The organism is Pseudarthrobacter sp. AB1 (assembly GCF_014926485.1).
Lineage (GTDB): Bacteria > Actinomycetota > Actinomycetes > Actinomycetales > Micrococcaceae > Arthrobacter.
In genome coordinates, this window is sequence record NZ_PZKO01000053.1 from 77707 (window position 1) to 96085 (window position 18379).

General features: G+C 64.5%; 17 protein-coding genes and 2 pseudogenes. 10 read left to right on the plus strand and 9 right to left on the minus strand.

The annotated features are described in order from the left end of the window. Positions 1-405: 405 nt before the first annotated feature. The gene (locus tag DAD99_RS13485) at positions 406-1791 is read right to left on the minus strand and encodes a protein kinase (protein ID WP_193341961.1); all 1386 of its coding nucleotides are present in this window, start codon (positions 1789-1791) and stop codon (positions 406-408) included. A 128-nt stretch (positions 1792-1919) separates the two neighbouring features. Between DAD99_RS13485 and DAD99_RS13490 the strand changes: the two genes are divergently transcribed. Further along, positions 1920-2477 (plus strand): dihydrofolate reductase family protein, encoded by a 558-nt coding sequence (locus DAD99_RS13490; protein ID WP_193341962.1) that lies wholly within the window; start codon positions 1920-1922, stop codon positions 2475-2477. Between the two features lie 74 nt (positions 2478-2551). Then, positions 2552-3208 carry an SDR family oxidoreductase gene (locus DAD99_RS13495; protein ID WP_193341963.1) on the plus strand — a complete coding sequence of 219 codons (657 nt, stop codon included), beginning with the start codon at positions 2552-2554 and terminating at the stop codon, positions 3206-3208. Between the two features lie 142 nt (positions 3209-3350). Here the strand turns inward: DAD99_RS13495 and DAD99_RS13500 are convergent, their stop codons facing one another. Further along, positions 3351-4553 (minus strand): ROK family transcriptional regulator, encoded by a 1203-nt coding sequence (locus tag DAD99_RS13500; RefSeq protein ID WP_193341964.1) that lies wholly within the window; start codon positions 4551-4553, stop codon positions 3351-3353. Positions 4554-4686: 133 nt separating this feature from the next. Between DAD99_RS13500 and DAD99_RS22295 the strand changes: the two genes are divergently transcribed. The 3 genes from DAD99_RS22295 to DAD99_RS13515 are packed head-to-tail and all read left to right on the plus strand — an operon-like array spanning position 4687 to position 9094. Further along, positions 4687-6387, plus strand: a complete 1701-nt coding sequence (locus DAD99_RS22295; protein ID WP_375372232.1) for an extracellular solute-binding protein — start codon at positions 4687-4689, stop codon at positions 6385-6387. Between the two features lie 53 nt (positions 6388-6440). Continuing rightward, positions 6441-8153 (plus strand): glycoside hydrolase family 13 protein, encoded by a 1713-nt coding sequence (locus tag DAD99_RS13510; protein WP_193341965.1) that lies wholly within the window; start codon positions 6441-6443, stop codon positions 8151-8153. Beyond that, positions 8153-9094 carry an aldo/keto reductase family oxidoreductase gene (locus DAD99_RS13515; RefSeq protein ID WP_193341966.1) on the plus strand — a complete coding sequence of 314 codons (942 nt, stop codon included), beginning with the start codon at positions 8153-8155 and terminating at the stop codon, positions 9092-9094. The genes DAD99_RS13510 and DAD99_RS13515 overlap by 1 nt, the downstream gene beginning before the upstream one ends. Positions 9095-9633: 539 nt before the next feature. Here DAD99_RS13515 and DAD99_RS13520 read toward each other — a convergent pair. The 7 genes and pseudogenes from DAD99_RS13520 to DAD99_RS13545 form a co-directional block, all read right to left on the minus strand. Then, positions 9634-10264 (minus strand): annotated as a pseudogene (locus DAD99_RS13520) (cation diffusion facilitator family transporter); the annotation flags it as partial. After that, positions 10261-10587 (minus strand): helix-turn-helix transcriptional regulator, encoded by a 327-nt coding sequence (locus tag DAD99_RS13525; RefSeq protein WP_193341967.1) that lies wholly within the window; start codon positions 10585-10587, stop codon positions 10261-10263. The pseudogene DAD99_RS13520 and the gene DAD99_RS13525, both read right to left, overlap by 4 nt. A gap of 55 nt (positions 10588-10642) precedes the next feature. Further along, positions 10643-10981 carry a YnfA family protein gene (locus tag DAD99_RS13530; RefSeq protein ID WP_193341968.1) on the minus strand — a complete coding sequence of 113 codons (339 nt, stop codon included), beginning with the start codon at positions 10979-10981 and terminating at the stop codon, positions 10643-10645. A gap of 120 nt (positions 10982-11101) precedes the next feature. Beyond that, positions 11102-11293 (minus strand): annotated as a pseudogene (locus tag DAD99_RS21800) (GNAT family N-acetyltransferase); the annotation flags it as partial. A 47-nt stretch (positions 11294-11340) separates the two neighbouring features. After that, positions 11341-11691 (minus strand): metalloregulator ArsR/SmtB family transcription factor, encoded by a 351-nt coding sequence (locus DAD99_RS13535; protein WP_193341969.1) that lies wholly within the window; start codon positions 11689-11691, stop codon positions 11341-11343. Between the two features lie 195 nt (positions 11692-11886). Continuing rightward, a complete protein-coding gene (locus DAD99_RS13540; protein ID WP_375372233.1) occupies positions 11887-13155 on the minus strand; it encodes an IS110 family transposase in 1269 nt (422 codons plus the stop codon). Between the two features lie 225 nt (positions 13156-13380). Then, positions 13381-14121 (minus strand): MIP/aquaporin family protein, encoded by a 741-nt coding sequence (locus DAD99_RS13545; RefSeq protein ID WP_193341970.1) that lies wholly within the window; start codon positions 14119-14121, stop codon positions 13381-13383. Between the two features lie 46 nt (positions 14122-14167). Here DAD99_RS13545 and DAD99_RS13550 point away from each other — a divergent pair, with 46 nt between their 5' ends. From DAD99_RS13550 to DAD99_RS13570, 5 genes are all read left to right on the plus strand, one after another. Continuing rightward, a complete protein-coding gene (locus DAD99_RS13550; protein WP_185261269.1) occupies positions 14168-14842 on the plus strand; it encodes a helix-turn-helix domain-containing protein in 675 nt (224 codons plus the stop codon). Positions 14843-14926: 84 nt separating this feature from the next. Then, positions 14927-15349 (plus strand): arsenate reductase ArsC, encoded by a 423-nt coding sequence (locus DAD99_RS13555; RefSeq protein ID WP_193341971.1) that lies wholly within the window; start codon positions 14927-14929, stop codon positions 15347-15349. Further along, complete coding sequence (locus DAD99_RS13560; protein WP_193341972.1) at positions 15349-16779, plus strand: FAD-dependent oxidoreductase; 1431 nt, start codon at positions 15349-15351, stop codon at positions 16777-16779. The genes DAD99_RS13555 and DAD99_RS13560 overlap by 1 nt, the downstream gene beginning before the upstream one ends. Further along, positions 16776-17198: a low molecular weight phosphatase family protein gene (locus tag DAD99_RS13565; protein ID WP_193341973.1), complete on the plus strand. Its 423-nt coding sequence runs from the start codon at positions 16776-16778 to the stop codon at positions 17196-17198. The genes DAD99_RS13560 and DAD99_RS13565 overlap by 4 nt, the downstream gene beginning before the upstream one ends. Before the next feature lie 125 nt (positions 17199-17323). Beyond that, positions 17324-18187 carry a CoA ester lyase gene (locus DAD99_RS13570; RefSeq protein WP_185261265.1) on the plus strand — a complete coding sequence of 288 codons (864 nt, stop codon included), beginning with the start codon at positions 17324-17326 and terminating at the stop codon, positions 18185-18187. The last annotated feature ends 192 nt before the right edge of the window (positions 18188-18379 follow it).

The following is an 18379-nucleotide window of genomic DNA, read 5'->3' on the forward strand; positions in this document are numbered from 1 at the left end:
GCGGGTTCCAGAATGCGGACAGAATGCTTTCTCGTGAGCGTCGCAAGAGCTGACTGAAAGTGGTGCGTTGTTTGGCGGATGTTCTCGACGCGATTCCCGGAAGGCGGGCCTTCGAGGCTGACAGAAAAGCGCGAACGGTATGTTCAGCGGCAGTCCCCTCACCCAACGTTTACCCAACGAATACTCTGAAATGCTGGGCAAGACATCGAACATCAAAGAAGGGTGTTACACGCGTTCTTACCTACAAATGAAAGGCACACGGCATTCGGTGGAAACTTTGGAAGGTGTGGCCATCTAATCGTGAGGTCGGGAGATCAAGCCTCCCCACCGCTACACAGAAAAACCCCGGAATCCTTGGGATTCCGGGGGTTTTTGGCGACTATTGATAGTTCCCACCGCCCGGGGCTAAGGCGACAGCACGGTTTGAGCCGGTTTTCGGCTTGCGAGCCGCAATTCCAGATCATTCATGACCAACGCTGCCAGGTCCTGCAGGGTGGCCGTTTCTGCCAGCGTCATCGTCCGGGGGGCGATGTCGAGGATGCACAGGGTTCCGAGGTTGTAGCCCTCGCGGGTCCTCAGCGGTGCGCCGGCGTAGAAACCGAGGCCCAAATCTCCGGCGACTAGGGGATTGGAGAGTGTCCGTGGGTCTTCGGGTGCGTTCTCCACGACCCAGACCTCGCCCTGCATGATGGCTGACGCGCAAAGGCCCGGGTCCCGGTTGACTTGCGCGACCGTGGTCCCGTGGTGGGACTTGAACCAGATGCGATCATGATCGACGATGCTTACGATTGCTATCGGGACGTTGAACAGCCTGGCTGCCAGTGCGGTGATTCTGTCGAAGGCGCCGTCCGGCGGGGTGTCCAGGATCCGGTATTGGTGCACCGCGGCCATGCGGTCCGCTTCGTCGTCGGGAATGATGGAGGGGTCCACCTTGCGTTTGCCCCGGCCCGCTGAGGCCCGCTCAGCGAGCGACATGGACACTTCGCGGGCTGCGGGTCGGTCCAACGGGTCGGCCGCGGTCATGGCGGCAAGCAGTGTCTTCCAGTCCGGATCCATGTCGGCAGGAATGGGAGGGTCCTGGAACAGCCGGGCGACGGCGCTCTGCAGTGGGTCCCCGGGGTAGGCTGCCTTTCCGGTCAGGCACTCCAGCAGGACCAGGCCGAGGGAATAGACATCGCTGGCCGGAGTAACGGGTTCAGCGCGTGCCTGTTCCGGGCTGAGGTAGGCCGCGGTCCCCAAAAACGCACCGTCGGCATCTTTGGGTGTTTCTGAAATGCGCGCGATTCCGAAATCGGTCAATTTCGCCCGCATTCTCGCGGCGTCATTATGGTAGTCAAAGATCATGATATTGCCTGGTTTGACGTCCCGGTGGATGACATCATTGCGATGGATATAGGCCAAAGCGTCCGCGAGGTCACGCCCTATTTGTGCGGTGTGGCGCGCGCCGAGAGGGCCGCTGCCAAGCCGCTGCTTCAGATCCGGTCCATCGATCAGTTCCATCACCAGGTAGACCCTGGGCCGGCCAGAGACGGAGCGGTCTACACCGGCGTCCAAAAGGGTGACCAGGCCGTGATGATGCATGCGGGCCAGGATCTTCACCTCATCGTCGTCCGCGCCTGCGCCGCCGGTGCTGCGGGCTGGTTTCCTGATGATTTTGACAGCCACGTCACGCTCAAGGAATTCATCCACGGCCCGATACACGGTGGCCATCGCGCCGGAGCCTATCCGCTCCAGGACGCGGTAACGGCCGCCGAGGAACACATCTGAGCGGCTGCTGTCCGGAGTAATCATTCAGCAACCTTACTTTCTTGGGTTACCCGGCGCTAAAGCATCCACTAGCCGGCCTCTCCGCAAGGATCGGATACCGCGTTCCCGGCGGTGTCTATCCAACGGCGGGCGGCGTCGGCACAATGGGCCGTATGGGCCAACTTTTCTACTCAGGCATCGCGTCCCTGGACGGCTATATGGCGGACCGGGCCGGCAACTTCAGCTGGAGTAAGCCGGACGAGGAAGTGCATAGCTTCGTCAACGATCTCGAACGCGACGTAGGAACCTACCTCTACGGCCGCCGTATGTACAATGTCATGTCGGTGTGGGAAACCATGGATACTCCCGATCTACCGGCCTATATCCGGGACTATGCGCGGATCTGGCAGAGGGCAGACAAGGTTGTCTACTCCACCACCCTCACCGCCGCATCCACGGCCAAAACCAGGATTGAGCGGACTTTTGCTTCCGAGGCCGTCCGGGACCTGAAGAACATCACTGACGGGAACATCAGCATCGGCGGCCCCACCCTGGCCGCCGCCGCGCTCCGGGCCGGACTGGTGGAGGAATGCCGCTTGTTCCTTAATCCGGTGGCAGTGGGAGGAGGCCGGCGATTCCTGCCGGACGGGCTGGGCCTGCGGCTGGAACTCCTCGAAGAGCACACCTTTGGAAACGGCGTGGTCTACCTCCGTTACCGCACGCTCTCCTGACGGCGGCCGGGACCGCTGTCCACATACCGCCGGCAAATGCGCCGGCCCGCCGACGCGAGGGGCAGAATGGGGGCATGACCCGCATCGTTATCATCGGCGGCCACGGCAAAGTGGCCCTCCACCTGTCCGCGCTTCTTACAACCGAAGGCCACAGCGTCACGTCGATCATCCGCAACCCGGACCATGCGGCCGACGTCGCTGCAACCGGAGCTACGCCGTCAGTCCTGGATCTTGAAAATTCGACGACGGCGGCAATCGTCGACGCACTCAGGGACCATGACGCCGTGGTCTGGTCCGCCGGGGCCGGGGGAGGAAGTCCGGACCGCACTTATGCGGTGGACCGTGACGCAGCCATCCGGTCCATGGACGCGGCGGCGGAGGCCGGCGTCGGGCGGTACATCATGGTGTCCTACCTCGGCGCGGGACCGGACCATGGAGTCCCGGCAGAGAACAGCTTCTTTGCCTACGCAGACGCCAAAGCAGCGGCGGATGACTACCTGCGCGGCACCACACTGGCCTGGACCATCCTGGGCCCCGGGACGCTGACGGACCAGCCGGGGACCGGGCTTATCGAGGTGGATCCCGGCCGGGAAGGCAGCGGGGCAACCTCCCGCAGCAACACGGCAAGTGTGGCGGCCGCCGTGCTGGACCTGCCCGAAACGGCGGGGAAGACCATCGCATTCCGCGACGGCACCCTCCCTATCGCGGCGGCGCTTGAGCCGCAGCCGTAGCCGAGGGGACCGGGTACTGCGCCAGCTGGACCTGCGGACCATGATCACGCCGGAGTAGTTCAGCGCGAACGTACAGTTGAGGCCCTGAATCGAGGCGGATTTGGGGCCTCAAGTGTACGTTCGCGCTCTACGCGTGGGTGGCTCAGGCCGGAACCGCGAGCTCCAGGTCCAGGGAGTTCTTCTCCACGTAGTCGAGGGCGCACCGGACGGCTCCCACGGTCACGACCGAATCCCCCAACGGAGAGACGGCCACCCGCGGGGGATTGACGGTGTACTCCCTAAGGTGCCTGGCGATGGGCTTGAGCAGCACCCCGGCGGAGTTCGCTACCGCCCCGCCAATGACCACGAGTTCGGGGTTTATCATGGTGGCGATGGCCCCGATAACCCTGGCCATCCTGTCAGCCAGCCGTTCAAGGATCTTCAGCGCCACGGCATCGCCGTCCGCCGCGGCTGCGAAGACGTGCTCTGCTTCGGCGCCTTTGGCGGCGTATTCCCGGAGCGACGTCTTGGCCTTGCCGGCGAGCGCATCTGCAGCCCATCTCCTGGCCAGTGCGGCGATACCGTAGGTATCTCCCACTCCCTCCACCATGTCGAGGAAGGCGAGCTCGCCGGCGCCGCCGCCGCGGCCGTGCAGCAGCCGTCCGCCGTCGATCACGCCCGAACCGAGGCGTTCACTCGCGAGAATGACCACTACGTCGTCCACGCCGGCGGCGGCGCCCCGCCAGCGGTCGCCCAGCGCGGCCAGGTTGGCGTCGTTTTCCAGCAGTACCGTCCAGCCCCGACGGTCCCGTAGTGCAGACTTCAAGCCGACGTCGAACAGTCCCCAGAAGTGCTGCGTCACGAGCACTACGCCGTTGCGGTCCACCGGCGCCGCAATGCCTGCGCAGACCGCCAGAACGGAATCGGGGGAGGCCCCCACGCTGTGGAGAGCCATCATGGCGGTGCGGTCAATCACGTCGATTCGTTCCTCGGCTGGTATGTCTGCTTCCGCGAAGGGCTGGCTGGACCTGCCGAGTGCCTTTCCGCGAAGGTCGGACACCACCACGGTGGCCTTGGAGACACCGATGTCCATGCCCAAAACGTAGCCTGCGCGTTCGTTGAGCTCGAACCGCCGTGCCGGCCTGCCTTTCTGGTAGCCGCCGAAGGCCCGCTGGTTCTCCAGCTCACGGATCCAGCCTCGGTGCATGAGGTCCTCGCACACTGATATGGCTGTGGCCCGTGTCAGACCAGTGGATTCCATGACCTCGGTGACTGTTACGGCCTCCGATGCGCGCATAAAATCCAGGACGGCTCCGGCACTCACGCGCCTGAGCAACTGTGGCGTTGCGACGGAAATTTCGGACATGGTGTTGACCCCCTGTGTTCTGCACCACATAATACTTGAGAAACTAAATTTAGATTCAAAATAAACAACGTTTGCCAGGTGGGTCTGACCGCCGCCAAAACACCGGCCTTCGCCAAAATCCTTCATTCAGCCCTTGCAAAGGAGCAACCGTGAACCGCATCCCGAAGCACTGCCCGCCCTCACCACCGCACTCTCCCCGCGGCTACCGTACGTCGGCCCCCGTCCTGTGAACGGCGCTGTGGCCGCTGCACTGCCCAGCAGGCGCTGGCTGTTCCGGGTGGCCGGCCTGGCCGGCACAGCAGCCTTGCTTCCCGTCACCGGCTGCGCCGCCGGTGGAGGGCAGCAGGCTGGCGTCACCACCTTGCGATTTATGCAGAACAAGCCTGAGGTGGTGGACTACTTCAACCACGTGATCAAGGACTTCGAAGCACTGAACCCGGATATCCGGGTCATCCAGGATTTCAATGAGGGTAACTTCGTCCCCGGCCTGGTCCGCAACGATCCGCCGGACGTCGTCACCCGGGGATTCGCCACCGAAACGGCCGAGTTTGTCCGGAAAGGGATCTTCGCCGACCTGTCCGGCCTTCCCGTGGCCAAGACCATTGATCCGAAGTTCCAGGACCTCATCAGTTCCTGGGGACAATACAACGGGCACGAAACCAGCGCCCTGCCGTTTTCCATTGCCGCGGCCGGGGTCATCTACAACCGCGATATCTTCGCCGCCCACGGCGTGGCTGTTCCAACCACGTGGGACGCGTTCATCGGCGCGTGTGAGACCTTCAAGGCCGCGGGCATCACACCGATCTACGGGACGTTCAAGGACGCCTGGACCCTCCGCCAGGGGGCGTTCGACTACGTCACCGGAGGAATGCTGGACGTCGGCAGGTTCTTCAAGGACCTGATGGCCAAGGGTGCCAACATCCTGCCGTCCGGCCCCGAGTCATTCAGCAATCACTACCGCTCCTCGCTGCCGAAAATCCTGCAGCTTGCCTCTTTTTCGCAGAACGGGGCGGCCAGCAGGAACTACTCCGACGGAAATGCCGCATTCGGCAAGGGCCAGGCCGCCATGTACCTGCAGGGGCCCTGGGCGCTGTCCCAGCTTGTGCAGGCCAACAAGGACATCAAGCTCGGCACTTTTCCGCTGCCGGTCACCAACGACCCGGACCAGACCAAGGTTCGCGTCAACGTGGACATGGCACTTTCCATCACCCGGAACACGCGCAAACGGGCCGCGGCGGAGAGGTTCCTCGTCTACCTCCTGGAACCGTCTGTGGTCAACACGTACAACGAGAAGAACGCAGCCTTCTCTCCGCTGCTCCGCGGCTCCTTTGTGTACCTTCTTTCCGCCATGTTCATTCCGTTCCCGGTGATCATCCTGCCGCTGATCAAGCAGACGGCATTGCTCGGCCTGGACAACCCGGCCGGCGTCGTCTTCCTGCACGTGCTCGGCGGAATCTCGTTCAACGCGCTGTTGTACATCGCTTTCGTCCGCTCCATACCCGTGGAGCTGGAGGAATCGGCCAGGATTGACGGCGCCACCACGTGGCAGGTGTTCCGCAAGATCATCTTCCCGCTGCTGGCCCCCATGAACGCCACGGTGGGCATCTTCGCTTTCCTGGGTTCGTGGAACGACTTCCTGCTGCCGCAGATGATGATCGCCGACCCGACGCTGCAGACCCTCCCTGTGGTCCAAATGCTGTTCCAAGGCGAATTCAACACGGACTACAGCCTCGCGTTCGCGTCCTACCTGATGGCCATGGCGCCCACCCTGGTGGTTTACATACTGGCCCAACGTTGGGTACTGTCCGGAGTCATGCGCGGGGCCGTTAAATAGCCAGATCAATCAACCCAGCAACAACAACCCAACAAAGCGAAAAGGATCATCCTTTGCCCACCATCGCCACTCTGGCAACCCTGTCCGACTCTGACCGCATGAGCGATCCCAACTGGTGGCGCCAGGCCGCGGTCTACCAGATCTATCCCCGCAGTTTCTCCGATTCAAACGGGGACGGCATGGGTGACATCAAGGGCATCACGGCCAAGGTCCCGTACCTGAGGGAACTGGGCATCGACGCCGTATGGCTCAGCCCGTTCTACCCGTCAGCCCTCGCCGATGGTGGATACGATGTTGACGACTACCGCGACGTGGACCCCAAACTGGGCACGCTGGCGGACTTCGACGAGATGGCCAAAGCGCTGCACGCCGCCGGCATTAAGCTGATCGCCGACATCGTCCCCAACCACTCCTCGAACCGGCACAACTGGTTCAAGGAGGCGCTCGCCTCGCCGAAGGGTTCCGCCGCGCGCGAGCGCTACATCTTCCGTGACGGCAAAGGACCCAACGGCGAATTTCCGCCGTCGGACTGGGACTCCGTCTTCGGCGGACCGGCCTGGGAACGCATCACCGAGCCCGACGGAACTCCCGGCCAGTGGTACATGCACATCTTCGCCAAGGAGCAGCCGGACCTGAACTGGGCCAGCCGCGAGGTCCGCGATGACTTCCTCAAGACCCTGCGCTTCTGGTCCGACCGTGGCGTGGACGGATTCCGCGTGGACGTTGCCCATGCCCTCACCAAGGACCTCACCGAGCCGCTTCTCTCCAAGCTGGAGCTGACCGAGGCCAACTCGGGGACGGACGGGTTCGACGACGGTTCGCACCCCTTCTGGGACCGGGACGACGTCCACGACATCTACCTCGAATGGCGCGAGGTCTTCAACGAATACAACCCGCCACGCACCGCCGTCGCGGAAGCATGGGTGCATGCCACGCGCCGCGCCCGCTACGCCAGCCCTGAGGGCCTGGGCCAGGCCTTCAACTTCGACCTGCTCCAGGCCGACTTCGATGCCGAGGATTTCCGCGAAATCATCACCCGCAACCTCGCTGAGGCTGCCGCGACGGGTGCGTCCTCCACCTGGGTATTCTCCAACCACGACGTCGTCCGCCATGCCACGCGCTATGGCCTGCCCAAGGCGTCCAAGGGCAAGAAGCACGCCAAGGGCCAGGACGGCAAGGGCTGGCTGCTGGCCGGTGGCCCTAAGGACGAACTCGACGTGCACCTTGGCGAGCGCCGTGCCCGCGCCGCAACCCTGCTCATGCTCGCTGTGCCCGGGTCGGCCTACCTGTACCAGGGCGAGGAACTGGGCCTGCAGGAAGTGGCGGAGATTCCGGACGCCGAGCGCCAGGACCCCGCCTTCTTCCGGAACAGGGGCGTTGAGGTGGGCCGTGACGGCTGCCGCGTGCCCCTGCCGTGGAAGGTCGAGGGGACATCGTTCGGTTTCGGCCAGGGCGGCGCGCACCTGCCGCAGCCGGATTGGTTCAGCAAGTACGCGGTGGAGGCACAGGACGGGACCGAAAACTCCACCCTGGAGCTGTACCGCACGGCCCTGAAGCTGCGCCGGGAACTCCAAGCCGGAGAGGAGCTGGAATGGGTGGAGACCGGTTCCACGGATGTCCTGCATTTCCGCCGCCCCGGCGGCTGGCAGTCCGTTACCAACTTCGGGGACACCGCCGTCGAACTGCCGGCGGGAGCGCTGCTTGTGAGCAGCTCTGCGCTGGAAGACGGCAAGCTGGGCGCCAACAGCACCGCCTGGCTGCGCTGATGCAGGAACTCATCTACGGTTGCATGGGCCTGGGCGGCAGCTGGACCGACGAACCGCATGGTGAGGAACATGTGGTCGAAGCCGCTGCCGCCGTCGAGGCCGCGCTGGACGCCGGCATTACGCTGTTCGACCACGCGGACATCTACCGCAGCGGCAAGTCTGAGGCGGTGTTCGGCGAGGTGCTGGCGGCAACGCCCGGACTGCGTGACCGGATCCGGCTGCAGACGAAGTGCGGCATCCGGCTCCGCGAACGCGGGCTGGCCACGCACTATGACCTCAGCCGGGAAGCCATCCTGGAGCGCGTGGACGGCAGCCTGAAAAGGCTGCAGACGGACTACGTGGATGTCCTCCTGCTGCACCGCCCGGATCCCCTGACGGACCTGGCGGAGGTGGCAGCCGCCGTCGGGCAACTCTTGGCTGACGGCAAGGTACGGGCGCTAGGGGTGTCCAACATGTCCGGCGCGCAGATCGAGGCGCTGCAGGAACGGCTGGAGGTGCCGATGGTGGCCAACCAGCTGGAGATGAGCCTGCTGAAGCGGGCCTGGCTGGAGAGCCAGGTGCTGGTGAACCATCCGGAGTCGGTGGATTACAGCTTCCCGCACGGGACCCTGGAATACTGCAGCAGCAACGGCGTCACCGTGCAGGCTTACGGTGCGCTGGCGCAGGGCCTGTACACCGGGGCAACTCCGGAAAACCCGACGGCGGCCGAGACTGCCGCGGCCGCGATGGTTGCGGAGCTTGCCGGTCAGTACGGCACCACGGGGGAGGCTGTCCTTCTCGGATGGCTGATGAAGCATCCGGCCGGCATTGCGCCCGTGATCGGCACCGTAAATACGCCGCGAATCGCGGCCTGCGCGGACGCCGCCCGCATTGCGGACGCCATGACCCGGGCAGACTGGTACGGGCTGTGGATTGCGGCGCGGGGCCGCAACCTTCCCTGAGCCCCGGTGATCGAGCCTGTCGAGATCCAAAGTTTCGACGATATCTCTTCAGGCTCGATCACGGGGGAAGCCTTATGAGTTGGCCACGGCAAGGAGGAACACTGGTGGTAAGCGTCAGAGGCCATGGTTCGTCAGTGCTTCCATCACCTGATCGATGGTCGGAACGCCGGCAAGACCGTCTGGCGTGAGGTAGATCCTGCAGGCTGGATCGCTGGCGGGCGCCCCGGCGGGGAAGATGTCAGCCCCGTCTGCCGTGATCGTTGGAGAACCGGCAAAGCTCGTCCCGGCCGTATCTGCCGGAGTCTTGATGTGCCGCATATGGACGCGGAGGTCCTGGCGACCCAAGGCGATCAGGGCGGCTTCCACCTGCTCGAGTGCTTTTGCCACATTCGGGCAGTCATCGATGTGGAGGAGTTCTATTCTCACTTTCCTGCCGGTGCCCGATTCGGCTACCGTGCAGCACCCGGGAGCATGGCTTTGCGCAACACCCGACTTCCGGGATGCCGGTTCACCCAAATCGACCGGTCCGGTGCCCGGCTCGGGGACGGCGCAGCAGACGTCCCCTTTCCAGGCGTTGAGGCCTTCGCGAGTGGCGATCCCGGCGATGATCAGTGCCGCGCCGGCGTCTGCCCACCACCATCCCAGTGCGCCGTTGAGAACCAGGCCCACCAGCAGAACGGCGGACAGATATGTGCAAAGCAGGGTCTGTTTTGAATCTGCGACCGCGGTTCGGGAGCCGAGTTCTCGCCCCGCTCGGCGTTGGAGCCAGGACAGGACGGGCATGATGGCCAGGGACAGGGCAGCGATCAGAATACCGGGAGTGGAATGCTGTGCCTGGTCACCTCCGGACAGGGCCCTGACCGAGTCCGCGGCGACGAACAGTGCAAGGGCGAAGAAGGATATCGCGATGATCCGCAGGGTGATGTGCTCGCGCCGTTCCGGGTCCCGCGCGGAAAACTGCCAGGACAGGGCGACCGCGGAAGCGACTTCGATCACCGAATCAAGCCCGAATCCGACGAGGGCCGAGGAACCGGCCAGGTTGCCCGCCCACAGTGCGACCACGGCCTCAATGACGTTGTAGGTGATCGTCACGGCCGCGAACAGGCGGATGCGGCGGCTCAGGACAATGCGGCGGTCAGCCGTCGGCCCACTTTGAATTTCCGTGGTCACACCAGGCACGTCCCGTCGGGTGCGCAGCAGGCAGGGTCCACGGCCAGCACTACGCCCAACAGATCCATGATCGCGTGGCCCAGCCGTGCATCAGCAAGCTCATAACGGGTCCGCCGGCCGTCCGGGACGGCCACCACCAGGCCGCAGCCCCGCAAGCATGTCAGATGATTGGACATGCTCTGCCGCGAGACGCCCAGTGAATCGGCCAGGTCCGACGGGTATCCGGGCACATCCGCCAAGGCGAGCAGAATCCGCGCCCGAGTAGGGTCAGAGACGGCGTAGCCGAACCGGGCCAGAATCGGGGCACTCACAAGGGTTTCCATCGGCTCATAGTACAGCCAGGGATGTATTCATGAAAATGTGTACTCAAGGCGATTTTCAGACAGTGTTGCGTGGTGCGAACATGATCACGGCCACCCCGAGCAGGCAGATCACGGAGCCGGTGACATCCCACCGGTCAGGCCGGAACCCATCGAAGATCATGCCCCAGGCCAGTGATCCGGCCACGAACACGCCTCCGTAGGCGGCGAGTATCCGGCCGAAGTGGGCGTCCGGCTGCAGGGTCGCGGCGAAGCCGTAGATTCCGAGGGCGAGCACTCCCAGGCCCGCCCACCACCAGTCCTTGCCCTCGCGGACAGACTGCCAAACGAGCCAGGCCCCACCAATTTCGGCCGCGGCGGCGAGGATGAACAACAGAACTGATTTTGCGATAGTCACGGATTCATCATTGCAGGACGCCCCGGCGTTCCGGGCAGCAGTATGGCTGGCGCGCGAGTATGCGGAGTCATTGGGGAATGAGCAGTCCGTACTTTCCGGGACCGGCCGGCTTTTCGCTGACTAGATGGAGGGGGAGCGGCGTTCGATCAAGATCGTGTCCCGCCACTGGCCGCTAAGGGGACCATGTGACATGCGGGCAATGCGGTTTCTGCGTCCGACGATAACGAAACCGGCGGTCTCGTGGAGGCGGAGGCTGAGTCCATTCTCGGGAAACACGCTGGCCTGGATCGTCCAGATTCCAGCGCTCCGGGCTGCCGGCCAGTCAGACGGCTCCATGTTCCGCAGGATCACCGTGGGGTTCATAAGTTGCCCAGGATGCCGGCGGCGTCGTCGAGGGCGCCGGGGACGAGGGAGTAGTAGGCCCAGGTGCCGCGTTTTTCGCGGCGCAGCAGCCCTGCCTCCACCAGGATTTTCAGGTGGTGGGAGACCGTGGGCTGGCCCAGGTCCAGCGGTGCCGTCAGGTCACACACGCAGGTTTCACCGGAAGCGTCGGCCTTGACGATGGAAAGCAGCCGCAGCCGGTTCGGATCGGCCAGCGCCTTGAAGACCAGGGCTTTCTGCTTCGCTTCCTCGGCCCCCAGTGCAGTCGGCCCTGCCGGGATGCAGCAGGCGCCGTCCGCGGCCTGGTCGAGGAGGGGCATCAAGTTCATGTACCCATTATGCCCGAATATTGACCGTCATCAATGTATGAGCATCGCGGTTCCGTCGCGGCTCCGCTGCCGGGGGGGTGTCCCTATGTTTTTTGTCAAGCGTTGGGCCGGGTTTTCTTCGCAAATGGTTCGACTTGTTTATGGGCAGGGATGAATGGCCAGCGGTGTGTCGCCGCCAGCTGACAGGTCGGCCGTTCAGGCGCTCTTGGGTCCGGGTGCTTCGTAGAGTGTGCCGTCACGGAGCATTGCGAAGAGGACGTCGCAGCGGCGCCGTGCGAGGGCGATGAGGGTCTGGTTGTGGCGCTTGCCTTCGGCGCGTTTGCGGTCGTAGTAGTCCCTTGAGAGTGGGTCTTTGAGTGCAGCGAAAGCGGAGAGGAAGAATGCCCGTTTGAGGCTTTTGTTGCCCTTTTTGGACGGGTGGTCGCCGCGGATTGAGGTTCCCGACCGCCACGTCACCGGGGCTAGTCCGGCGTATGAGGCAAGATGGCCGGCGGTCTTGAACTCCTTGCCCGCAACTTCGGTGATGATGCGCGCTTCCGTCCTGACTCCGACCGCCGGGATGGAGGTCAGGACGGTGTGAAGAGGGTGGGCCTCCACAAGGGCTTCGACCTGGGTGAGGATCTCGTCCCGGGAGGTTCGTAACTGCTTGAGCATCGCTGCCAGCTGGGGCAGGACGATGCCTGCCGCGTTGGTGCCGGCGACCACAACGGTCTGCTCGCTCAAGGCGGTGAACACCTCGGCAGCCCAACCCTTGCCGGCCCGCGGAGCATGGCGGGACAGGATCGCGGCGACCCGGTTCTGGCCGGCCTTGCGCAGCTTCTCCGGCGTCGGGTATTTGATCAGCAGTTCGGCCATGGCCGGGTGGTCCAGGTGCTTGCCAATGACTCGTTCCAGGGCCGGATGGACCTGCGTGAGCAGCCCGCGGATACGGTTGGAGGTGGCTGTGGCCTGCTTGGCCAGGTCATCATCGAAACCGCACAGCATCGACAGCTCCGCGGCCTGCTCGTCGGCGACCACGATGGAGCGAAGCGTGTGTGGCAGGGACCGGGCGGCCTCGGCAATTATCGCCGCGTCTCGGGCGTCCGTTTTGGCCTCGCCGGGGTGCAGGTCCGCGATGCGTCGCATGGCCAGACCGGGCAGGTAGCCGACCATGATGCCTTCTGCCTGTGCCACGGCGACCGGCAGGGCGCCGATGGTGGAGGGCTGGTCGACCACCAACAGCACGCGTCCCTTGCCCGCTACGGCCTTGATGATGGAGCGTAATTTGGCCTCGTCCTGGGGTAGCGCCCGGTCGAGGATCTTCTTGCCCTGGCGGTCGATGGCGACCGCGTGGTGATTGCTCTTGCCGACGTCAACACCGATGAAGATGTCGACGAGTTCATGGTCATTGATCAACGCAAACCTCCCAGAATTTGTGTCCGTCAAATCAGTGTTGGCATGTCCTGCGGCGGCAAGGCTCGGCATCCACGTTACGGCTGACCTACGCGGTGCTTCATTGCGCTGGTCCGGTCCCCATTAGCGATCCCCTGGCGCCTATCGAATCCCGGTGACAGCACCCCCCGGATCATTGATGACTGGGGGACTTAATCATGCCGGGACCGACAGGCCAACAACCCCAATTCTTACTCGTTAAGGGGCTACTAAAAAGGTAACGGGGTGCCAGGCCGGCCCGGCCCGGCCGGCGCCGTACTAGGAGCTGGCCTTTTCTGACGAGCGCGGCAGAACGACGTCGTCCGCATAGTTCGCGGCGGAGGGGAACAGGATGAGCAGCAGCCCCAGACCTACGGCTGCCCCAAGCAGCTGCGCCACCACGAAGCCGGGGACGGAGCCCGGTGCGATGCCGGCGAAGGTGTCGCTGAAGATGCGGCCGACCGTCACGGCCGGGTTCGCGAACGACGTCGAGGACGTGAACCAGTAGGCGGCGCCTATGTAGGCACCCACCGCCGGAGCCGCGAGGGCGCCCCGGTTGGTAGCGGCCAGGGCGAAAATTAGCAGGACGAGTCCTGCGGTGGCGACGACTTCACCCAACAGGTGCCCGGTGGTGGCACGGTCCTTCATCGAGATGGAGGTTCCCACCTCAAACATGGCGTTCGCGAGCACGCTGCCGCCGATGGCACCAACGGTTTGTGCAATCGCGTAGCTGCCGAGCTCCGGCAGTGTCAACCCTGTTCCGCGGCACCGGCCCAGGACCCAGTCCACGAGCGAGACCACAGGATTGAAGTGCGCGCCGCTGACGGGGCCGAGGATGAGGATCAATACGGTCAAACCCAGGACGGTGGCGGTGCTGTTCTGGAGCAACTGCAGGCCGACGTCGTTCGGAGAGAGTTGCTGTGCCGCGATCCCGGAGCCGACGACGATGGTGACGAGCAGGCCGGTGCCCAGCAGTTCGGCGACGGCGCGGCGCCACAGCGGCGGCTGATTGGAAGTCATGCCAACTAGCTTGACCCAAGATATTATCTCAGTCAAAATTGAACCAATGAATACTGAGCCAGCTGAAGCCTTTCAGGCGCGGGTTGCCAAGCATGCCGCCCTCGCCGATCCCGCACGGCTGCGCATCGTGGACCTGCTGACACTGGGCGACCTTTCCCCCACGGAACTGCAGGCCGAGCTCGGGATGCCGTCAAATCTGCTCTCCCATCACCTGCGCGCGTTGGAGGGGGCGGGCCTGGCGACCCGCCACCGCTCAGAAGCGGACAGGCGGCGCAGCTACTTCCGGCTCGCCGCCGATGCACTCGAAGGGCTCGCTCCGGGGGCCGGGCGCGGGGCCAGCCGCGTGCTTTTCTTGTGCACGCGGAACAGTGCCCGGTCGCAACTGGCCGCCGCGCTCTGGAATCAGGTCAGCGGAATTCCCTGCATCTCGGCCGGAACGCATCCGGCGGGCAGTATTTCCCCGGGGGCCATCGATGTCGCCCGCCGCCACGGCGTGGCCCTTGCCCACGTTTCCCCGCGCCGGCTGGAGGATGTGGGGCGCGATGACGACTTCGTTGTGACCGTGTGCGACAACGCCCATGAGGAGCTCTCCGGTCGTCGCGGTATCCATTGGTCAATTCCGGATCCACTGCGACTGAACACCAGGGAGGCCTTTGAAGATGCCTTTACCGACATCTCCCACCGCGTCCGGGACCTGGCGCCCCGACTGCGCGCCGCCTAGTCGTTAGATATTGACAAGCGTCAATATATAATCCGATACTCACTGTATCGACAAGTATCAATGTTTTGATCCCAGGAGAACCACGTGAGCACCGAAACCGTCAAAAAGCCCTCCGTTCTGTTCGTCTGCGTTCACAACGCCGGCCGGTCACAGATGGCCGCCGCCTTCCTCGCCACACTCTCCAACGGCGGGATCGAGGTCCGCTCCGCCGGTTCCCAGCCCGCCGACAAGGTCAACCCGGCCGCCGTCGAGGCCATGGCGGAGCTTGGCATCGACATGTCTGCCGAGATCCCCAAGGTTCTCACCACAGAGGCCGTCGAGGAGTCCGACGTCGTGATCACCATGGGCTGCGGCGACGAATGCCCGTACTTCCCGGGCAAGCGCTACGAAGACTGGGTCCTGGAGGATCCGGCCGGCCAGGGTGTCGAAGCGGTCCGCCCCATCCGCGACGAAATCAAGACCCGCATCGAAGGACTCATTGAGTCCCTGATCCCGGCGAACAGCTGATGGAAACGACAAAACCAGAGGGTGGCACGGATCCGGCGAAGAACCTTCCTGTCGCAATCATTGGCGGCGGCCCCGTTGGGCTGGCCACGGCGGCACACCTGCTCGAACGCGGCCTCGAACCGCTGATCTTCGAAGCCGGTCTGACTGCGGGATTTGCCATCGAACAGTGGCGCCACATCCGGCTGTTCTCGCCGTGGAGGTTCAACCTCGACGCCGCAGCAGTGCGTTTGCTGGAACCCACCGGCTGGGAGACCCCCCGTCTGACGGCACTGCCTTATGGCGGTGAGCTGATTGATCACTACCTTGCCCCGCTGGCCGCGACGCCGGAGATCTCCTCCCGACTCCAGACGTGCGCACGGGTCATCGCAGTGACACGCCAGGGCATGGACAAAACCCACGTCCGGGGCCGCGACGCCGCGCCCTTCATCGTCCGGGTCGAACACGACGGTGGCGAGGTCCGTGACCACACCGTGGCCGCCGTCGTCGACGCCTCCGGCACGTGGTCCACGCGCAACCCACTGGGAACCTCCGGCCTGCCCGCCATCGGCGAAGACACTGCCCCTGGCCGGATCTCCTCTCCGCTGCCGGACGTCACAGGACGGGACAGCGCCTCCTTCGCGGGCCGCCGTGTGCTTGTGGTCGGTGCCGGACATTCGGCCGCGAACACGCTGATCAATCTGGCCGACCTCGCCAAGGAAGCGCCAGGAACCACCATCCTATGGGCCGTGCGCGGTGCCTCCGGCGAGAAGGTTTACGGCGGTGGAGACGCCGATGGCCTGCCCGCCCGCGGCCAACTCGGATCCCGGCTCCGCCGGCTCGTCGAGGCCGGAACCATCGAACTGCATACAGGCGTGGGGATCTCGTCGCTGAAGACCCTGGATACCCACGTGAGCGTAGAAGCCGTCGACGGGCGCACCCTGAACGCGGACATCATCATCCCCTGCACAGGCTTCCGCCCGGACTTGGGCATCCTGCGCGAACTCCGGCTCAACCTTGACCCCGCCGTCGAAGCACCCGTCCGGCTGGGGCCGCTGATCGACCCCGAATTCCACTCCTGCGGCACGGTCCAGCCGCACGGTGCCGGGCTGCTCGCCCACCCGGAGAAAAACTTCTACATCGTCGGCATGAAGTCCTATGGCCGTGCCCCGACGTTCCTGCTGGCCACGGGCTACGAACAGGTCAGGTCCGTCGCCGCGGCCCTCGCCGGCGACCAGGCCGCGGCGGACACTGTTCGCCTGGAGCTCCCCGAAACCGGGGTGTGCTCCACCGACGGCGGCACCAGCTGCGACGTCCCCGCGGTCTCAGCAGCGGATCTTGGCGGCTCGGCTGAGAGCGGCTGCTGCGCCGCACCCGAACCGGTCCGCATTGGATTCCTTACCGGGCTGGTGCACGGCCGCTCCGCAGAAAAGAAAGAAGACATCAACTCATGACCGAAGGCACCAACTCTCCCCGCATCCTGTTTGTTTGCAGCAAGAACGGTGGCAAGTCCCAACTGGCGGCCGGACTCATGCGGGATCTCGCCGGGAACGACGTCACCGTTCACTCGGCAGGCACCAAGCCGGGCAGCTGCCTGAACAACGAGGCTGTGGACTCGCTGAACGAACTCGGCATCGACATTACGGGGGAGCACCCCAAGCCCGTTACTGACGAGGTGCTTGAGGCCGTCGACGTCGTTATCGTGCTGGGCACCGAAGCCAAACTCGAACCCCGCAAAGGCACCCGCTTCGAAACGTGGGAAACCGACGAACCTTCCACCCGGGGCATCGAAGGCATGGAACGTATGCGTCTGGTGCGCGACGACATCAGCACCCGCGTCCGGAAGCTGTACGCGGAACTCACGGGCAATTGAGCCGGCCCAACCCTGTGGGTCAGCTCGTCCTCCGGGTGGGAAGCAACCCGGTCGCATCTGTATTGTTCGGCACGTCCGGTGCCATGGCTTAGCGCTGGCGGGGCCCGGGCAGATACGGTAGCAGTATGACGTCACCCACCGCCACCGAGACCTTACGGCCTAAGCGCAACATCCCAGCAGAAATCGCCCGTTCGTGGCTTCTGGTCAACGCGATGAAAACCGACCTGTTTGACCAGTCGGCTGTTTCGCGCGCTGATTCGATCATCCTGGACATCGAGGACGCCGTGGACCCCTCGCAAAAGGACGAGGCACGCGGACACGTGATTGACTGGCTCAGCGGCGGCGGCCAGGCTTGGGTCCGCATCAACGATGCCACCAGCCCGTTCTGGGCCGATGACCTTGCAGGGCTGCGCGGGACGCCGGGACTGCTGGGCGTGATGCTCGCCAAGACCGAATCAGCTGACCAGGTGACCGAAAGCTTCCACCGGATGGACGGCAAGACGCCCGTCATCCCGCTCGTGGAATCTGCGCTCGGCATCGAGGAAGCCAACAACATCGCCAAGGCCCAGGGTGCCTTCCGCCTGGCCTTCGGTTCGGGTGACTTCCGCCGCGACACCGGCATGGCGGCAACCGCGGAGGCCATGGCTTACCCGCGCGCGAAGCTGGTGGTTGCCAGCCGCGTCGGCAACCTTCCGGGCCCCATTGACGGCCCCACCGTCGGCACCAACCACCCCATCCTGCGCGAGCAGACCGGCATCACCGTGATGATGGGCATGACCGGCAAGCTGTGCCTGGCCATCGATCAGACGAATGTCATCAACGAGGTCATCAGCCCCACGCCGTCCGACGTCGCCTGGGCCACGGACTTCATGTCCGACTTCGAGGCCAACGGCCGCGTCATCCGCGACGGCTCGGACCTGCCCCGCCTGGGCCGCGCCGAAAAGATCATGAAACTCGCCGTGGCGTTCGGCGTGCAGCCGGCGCTGTAGCGCTACCCGTTTTACCCAAAGCACACGAGAGACCCCGTGACCGATACCCGCTATCTGGTTCACGGGGTCTTTGGGGATGGCGCCCCGCAGTCGTTAGGGCACGACGGCGGCACGCGGCCGCGGTCCGCGCTTGCTGGCCAGAGTTTGTGGTGGACGTTGGCCGGCCGGCTGCCCGGACCATCGCCCTGGGGA

Excerpts from the sequence above, each read along its gene's own strand:
- DAD99_RS13545 (WP_193341970.1), bottom strand. The coding sequence starts at position 14,121 with ATGACTTCCAATCAGCCGCCGCTGTGGCGCCGCGCCGTCGCCGAACTG.
- DAD99_RS13495 (WP_193341963.1), top strand. The coding sequence starts at position 2,552 with ATGACCCGCATCGTTATCATCGGCGGCCACGGCAAAGTGGCCCTCCAC.
- DAD99_RS13565 (WP_193341973.1), top strand. The coding sequence starts at position 16,776 with ATGACCGAAGGCACCAACTCTCCCCGCATCCTGTTTGTTTGCAGCAAG.
- DAD99_RS13515 (WP_193341966.1), top strand. The coding sequence starts at position 8,153 with ATGCAGGAACTCATCTACGGTTGCATGGGCCTGGGCGGCAGCTGGACC.
- DAD99_RS13500 (WP_193341964.1), bottom strand. The coding sequence starts at position 4,553 with ATGTCCGAAATTTCCGTCGCAACGCCACAGTTGCTCAGGCGCGTGAGT.
- DAD99_RS13535 (WP_193341969.1), bottom strand. The coding sequence starts at position 11,691 with ATGAACTTGATGCCCCTCCTCGACCAGGCCGCGGACGGCGCCTGCTGC.
- DAD99_RS13570 (WP_185261265.1), top strand. The coding sequence starts at position 17,324 with ATGACGTCACCCACCGCCACCGAGACCTTACGGCCTAAGCGCAACATC.
- DAD99_RS13490 (WP_193341962.1), top strand. The coding sequence starts at position 1,920 with ATGGGCCAACTTTTCTACTCAGGCATCGCGTCCCTGGACGGCTATATG.
- DAD99_RS13540 (WP_375372233.1), bottom strand. The coding sequence starts at position 13,155 with ATGCCGAGCCTTGCCGCCGCAGGACATGCCAACACTGATTTGACGGAC.
- DAD99_RS13525 (WP_193341967.1), bottom strand. The coding sequence starts at position 10,587 with ATGGAAACCCTTGTGAGTGCCCCGATTCTGGCCCGGTTCGGCTACGCC.
- DAD99_RS13560 (WP_193341972.1), top strand. The coding sequence starts at position 15,349 with ATGGAAACGACAAAACCAGAGGGTGGCACGGATCCGGCGAAGAACCTT.
- DAD99_RS13485 (WP_193341961.1), bottom strand. The coding sequence starts at position 1,791 with ATGATTACTCCGGACAGCAGCCGCTCAGATGTGTTCCTCGGCGGCCGT.
- DAD99_RS13550 (WP_185261269.1), top strand. The coding sequence starts at position 14,168 with ATGAATACTGAGCCAGCTGAAGCCTTTCAGGCGCGGGTTGCCAAGCAT.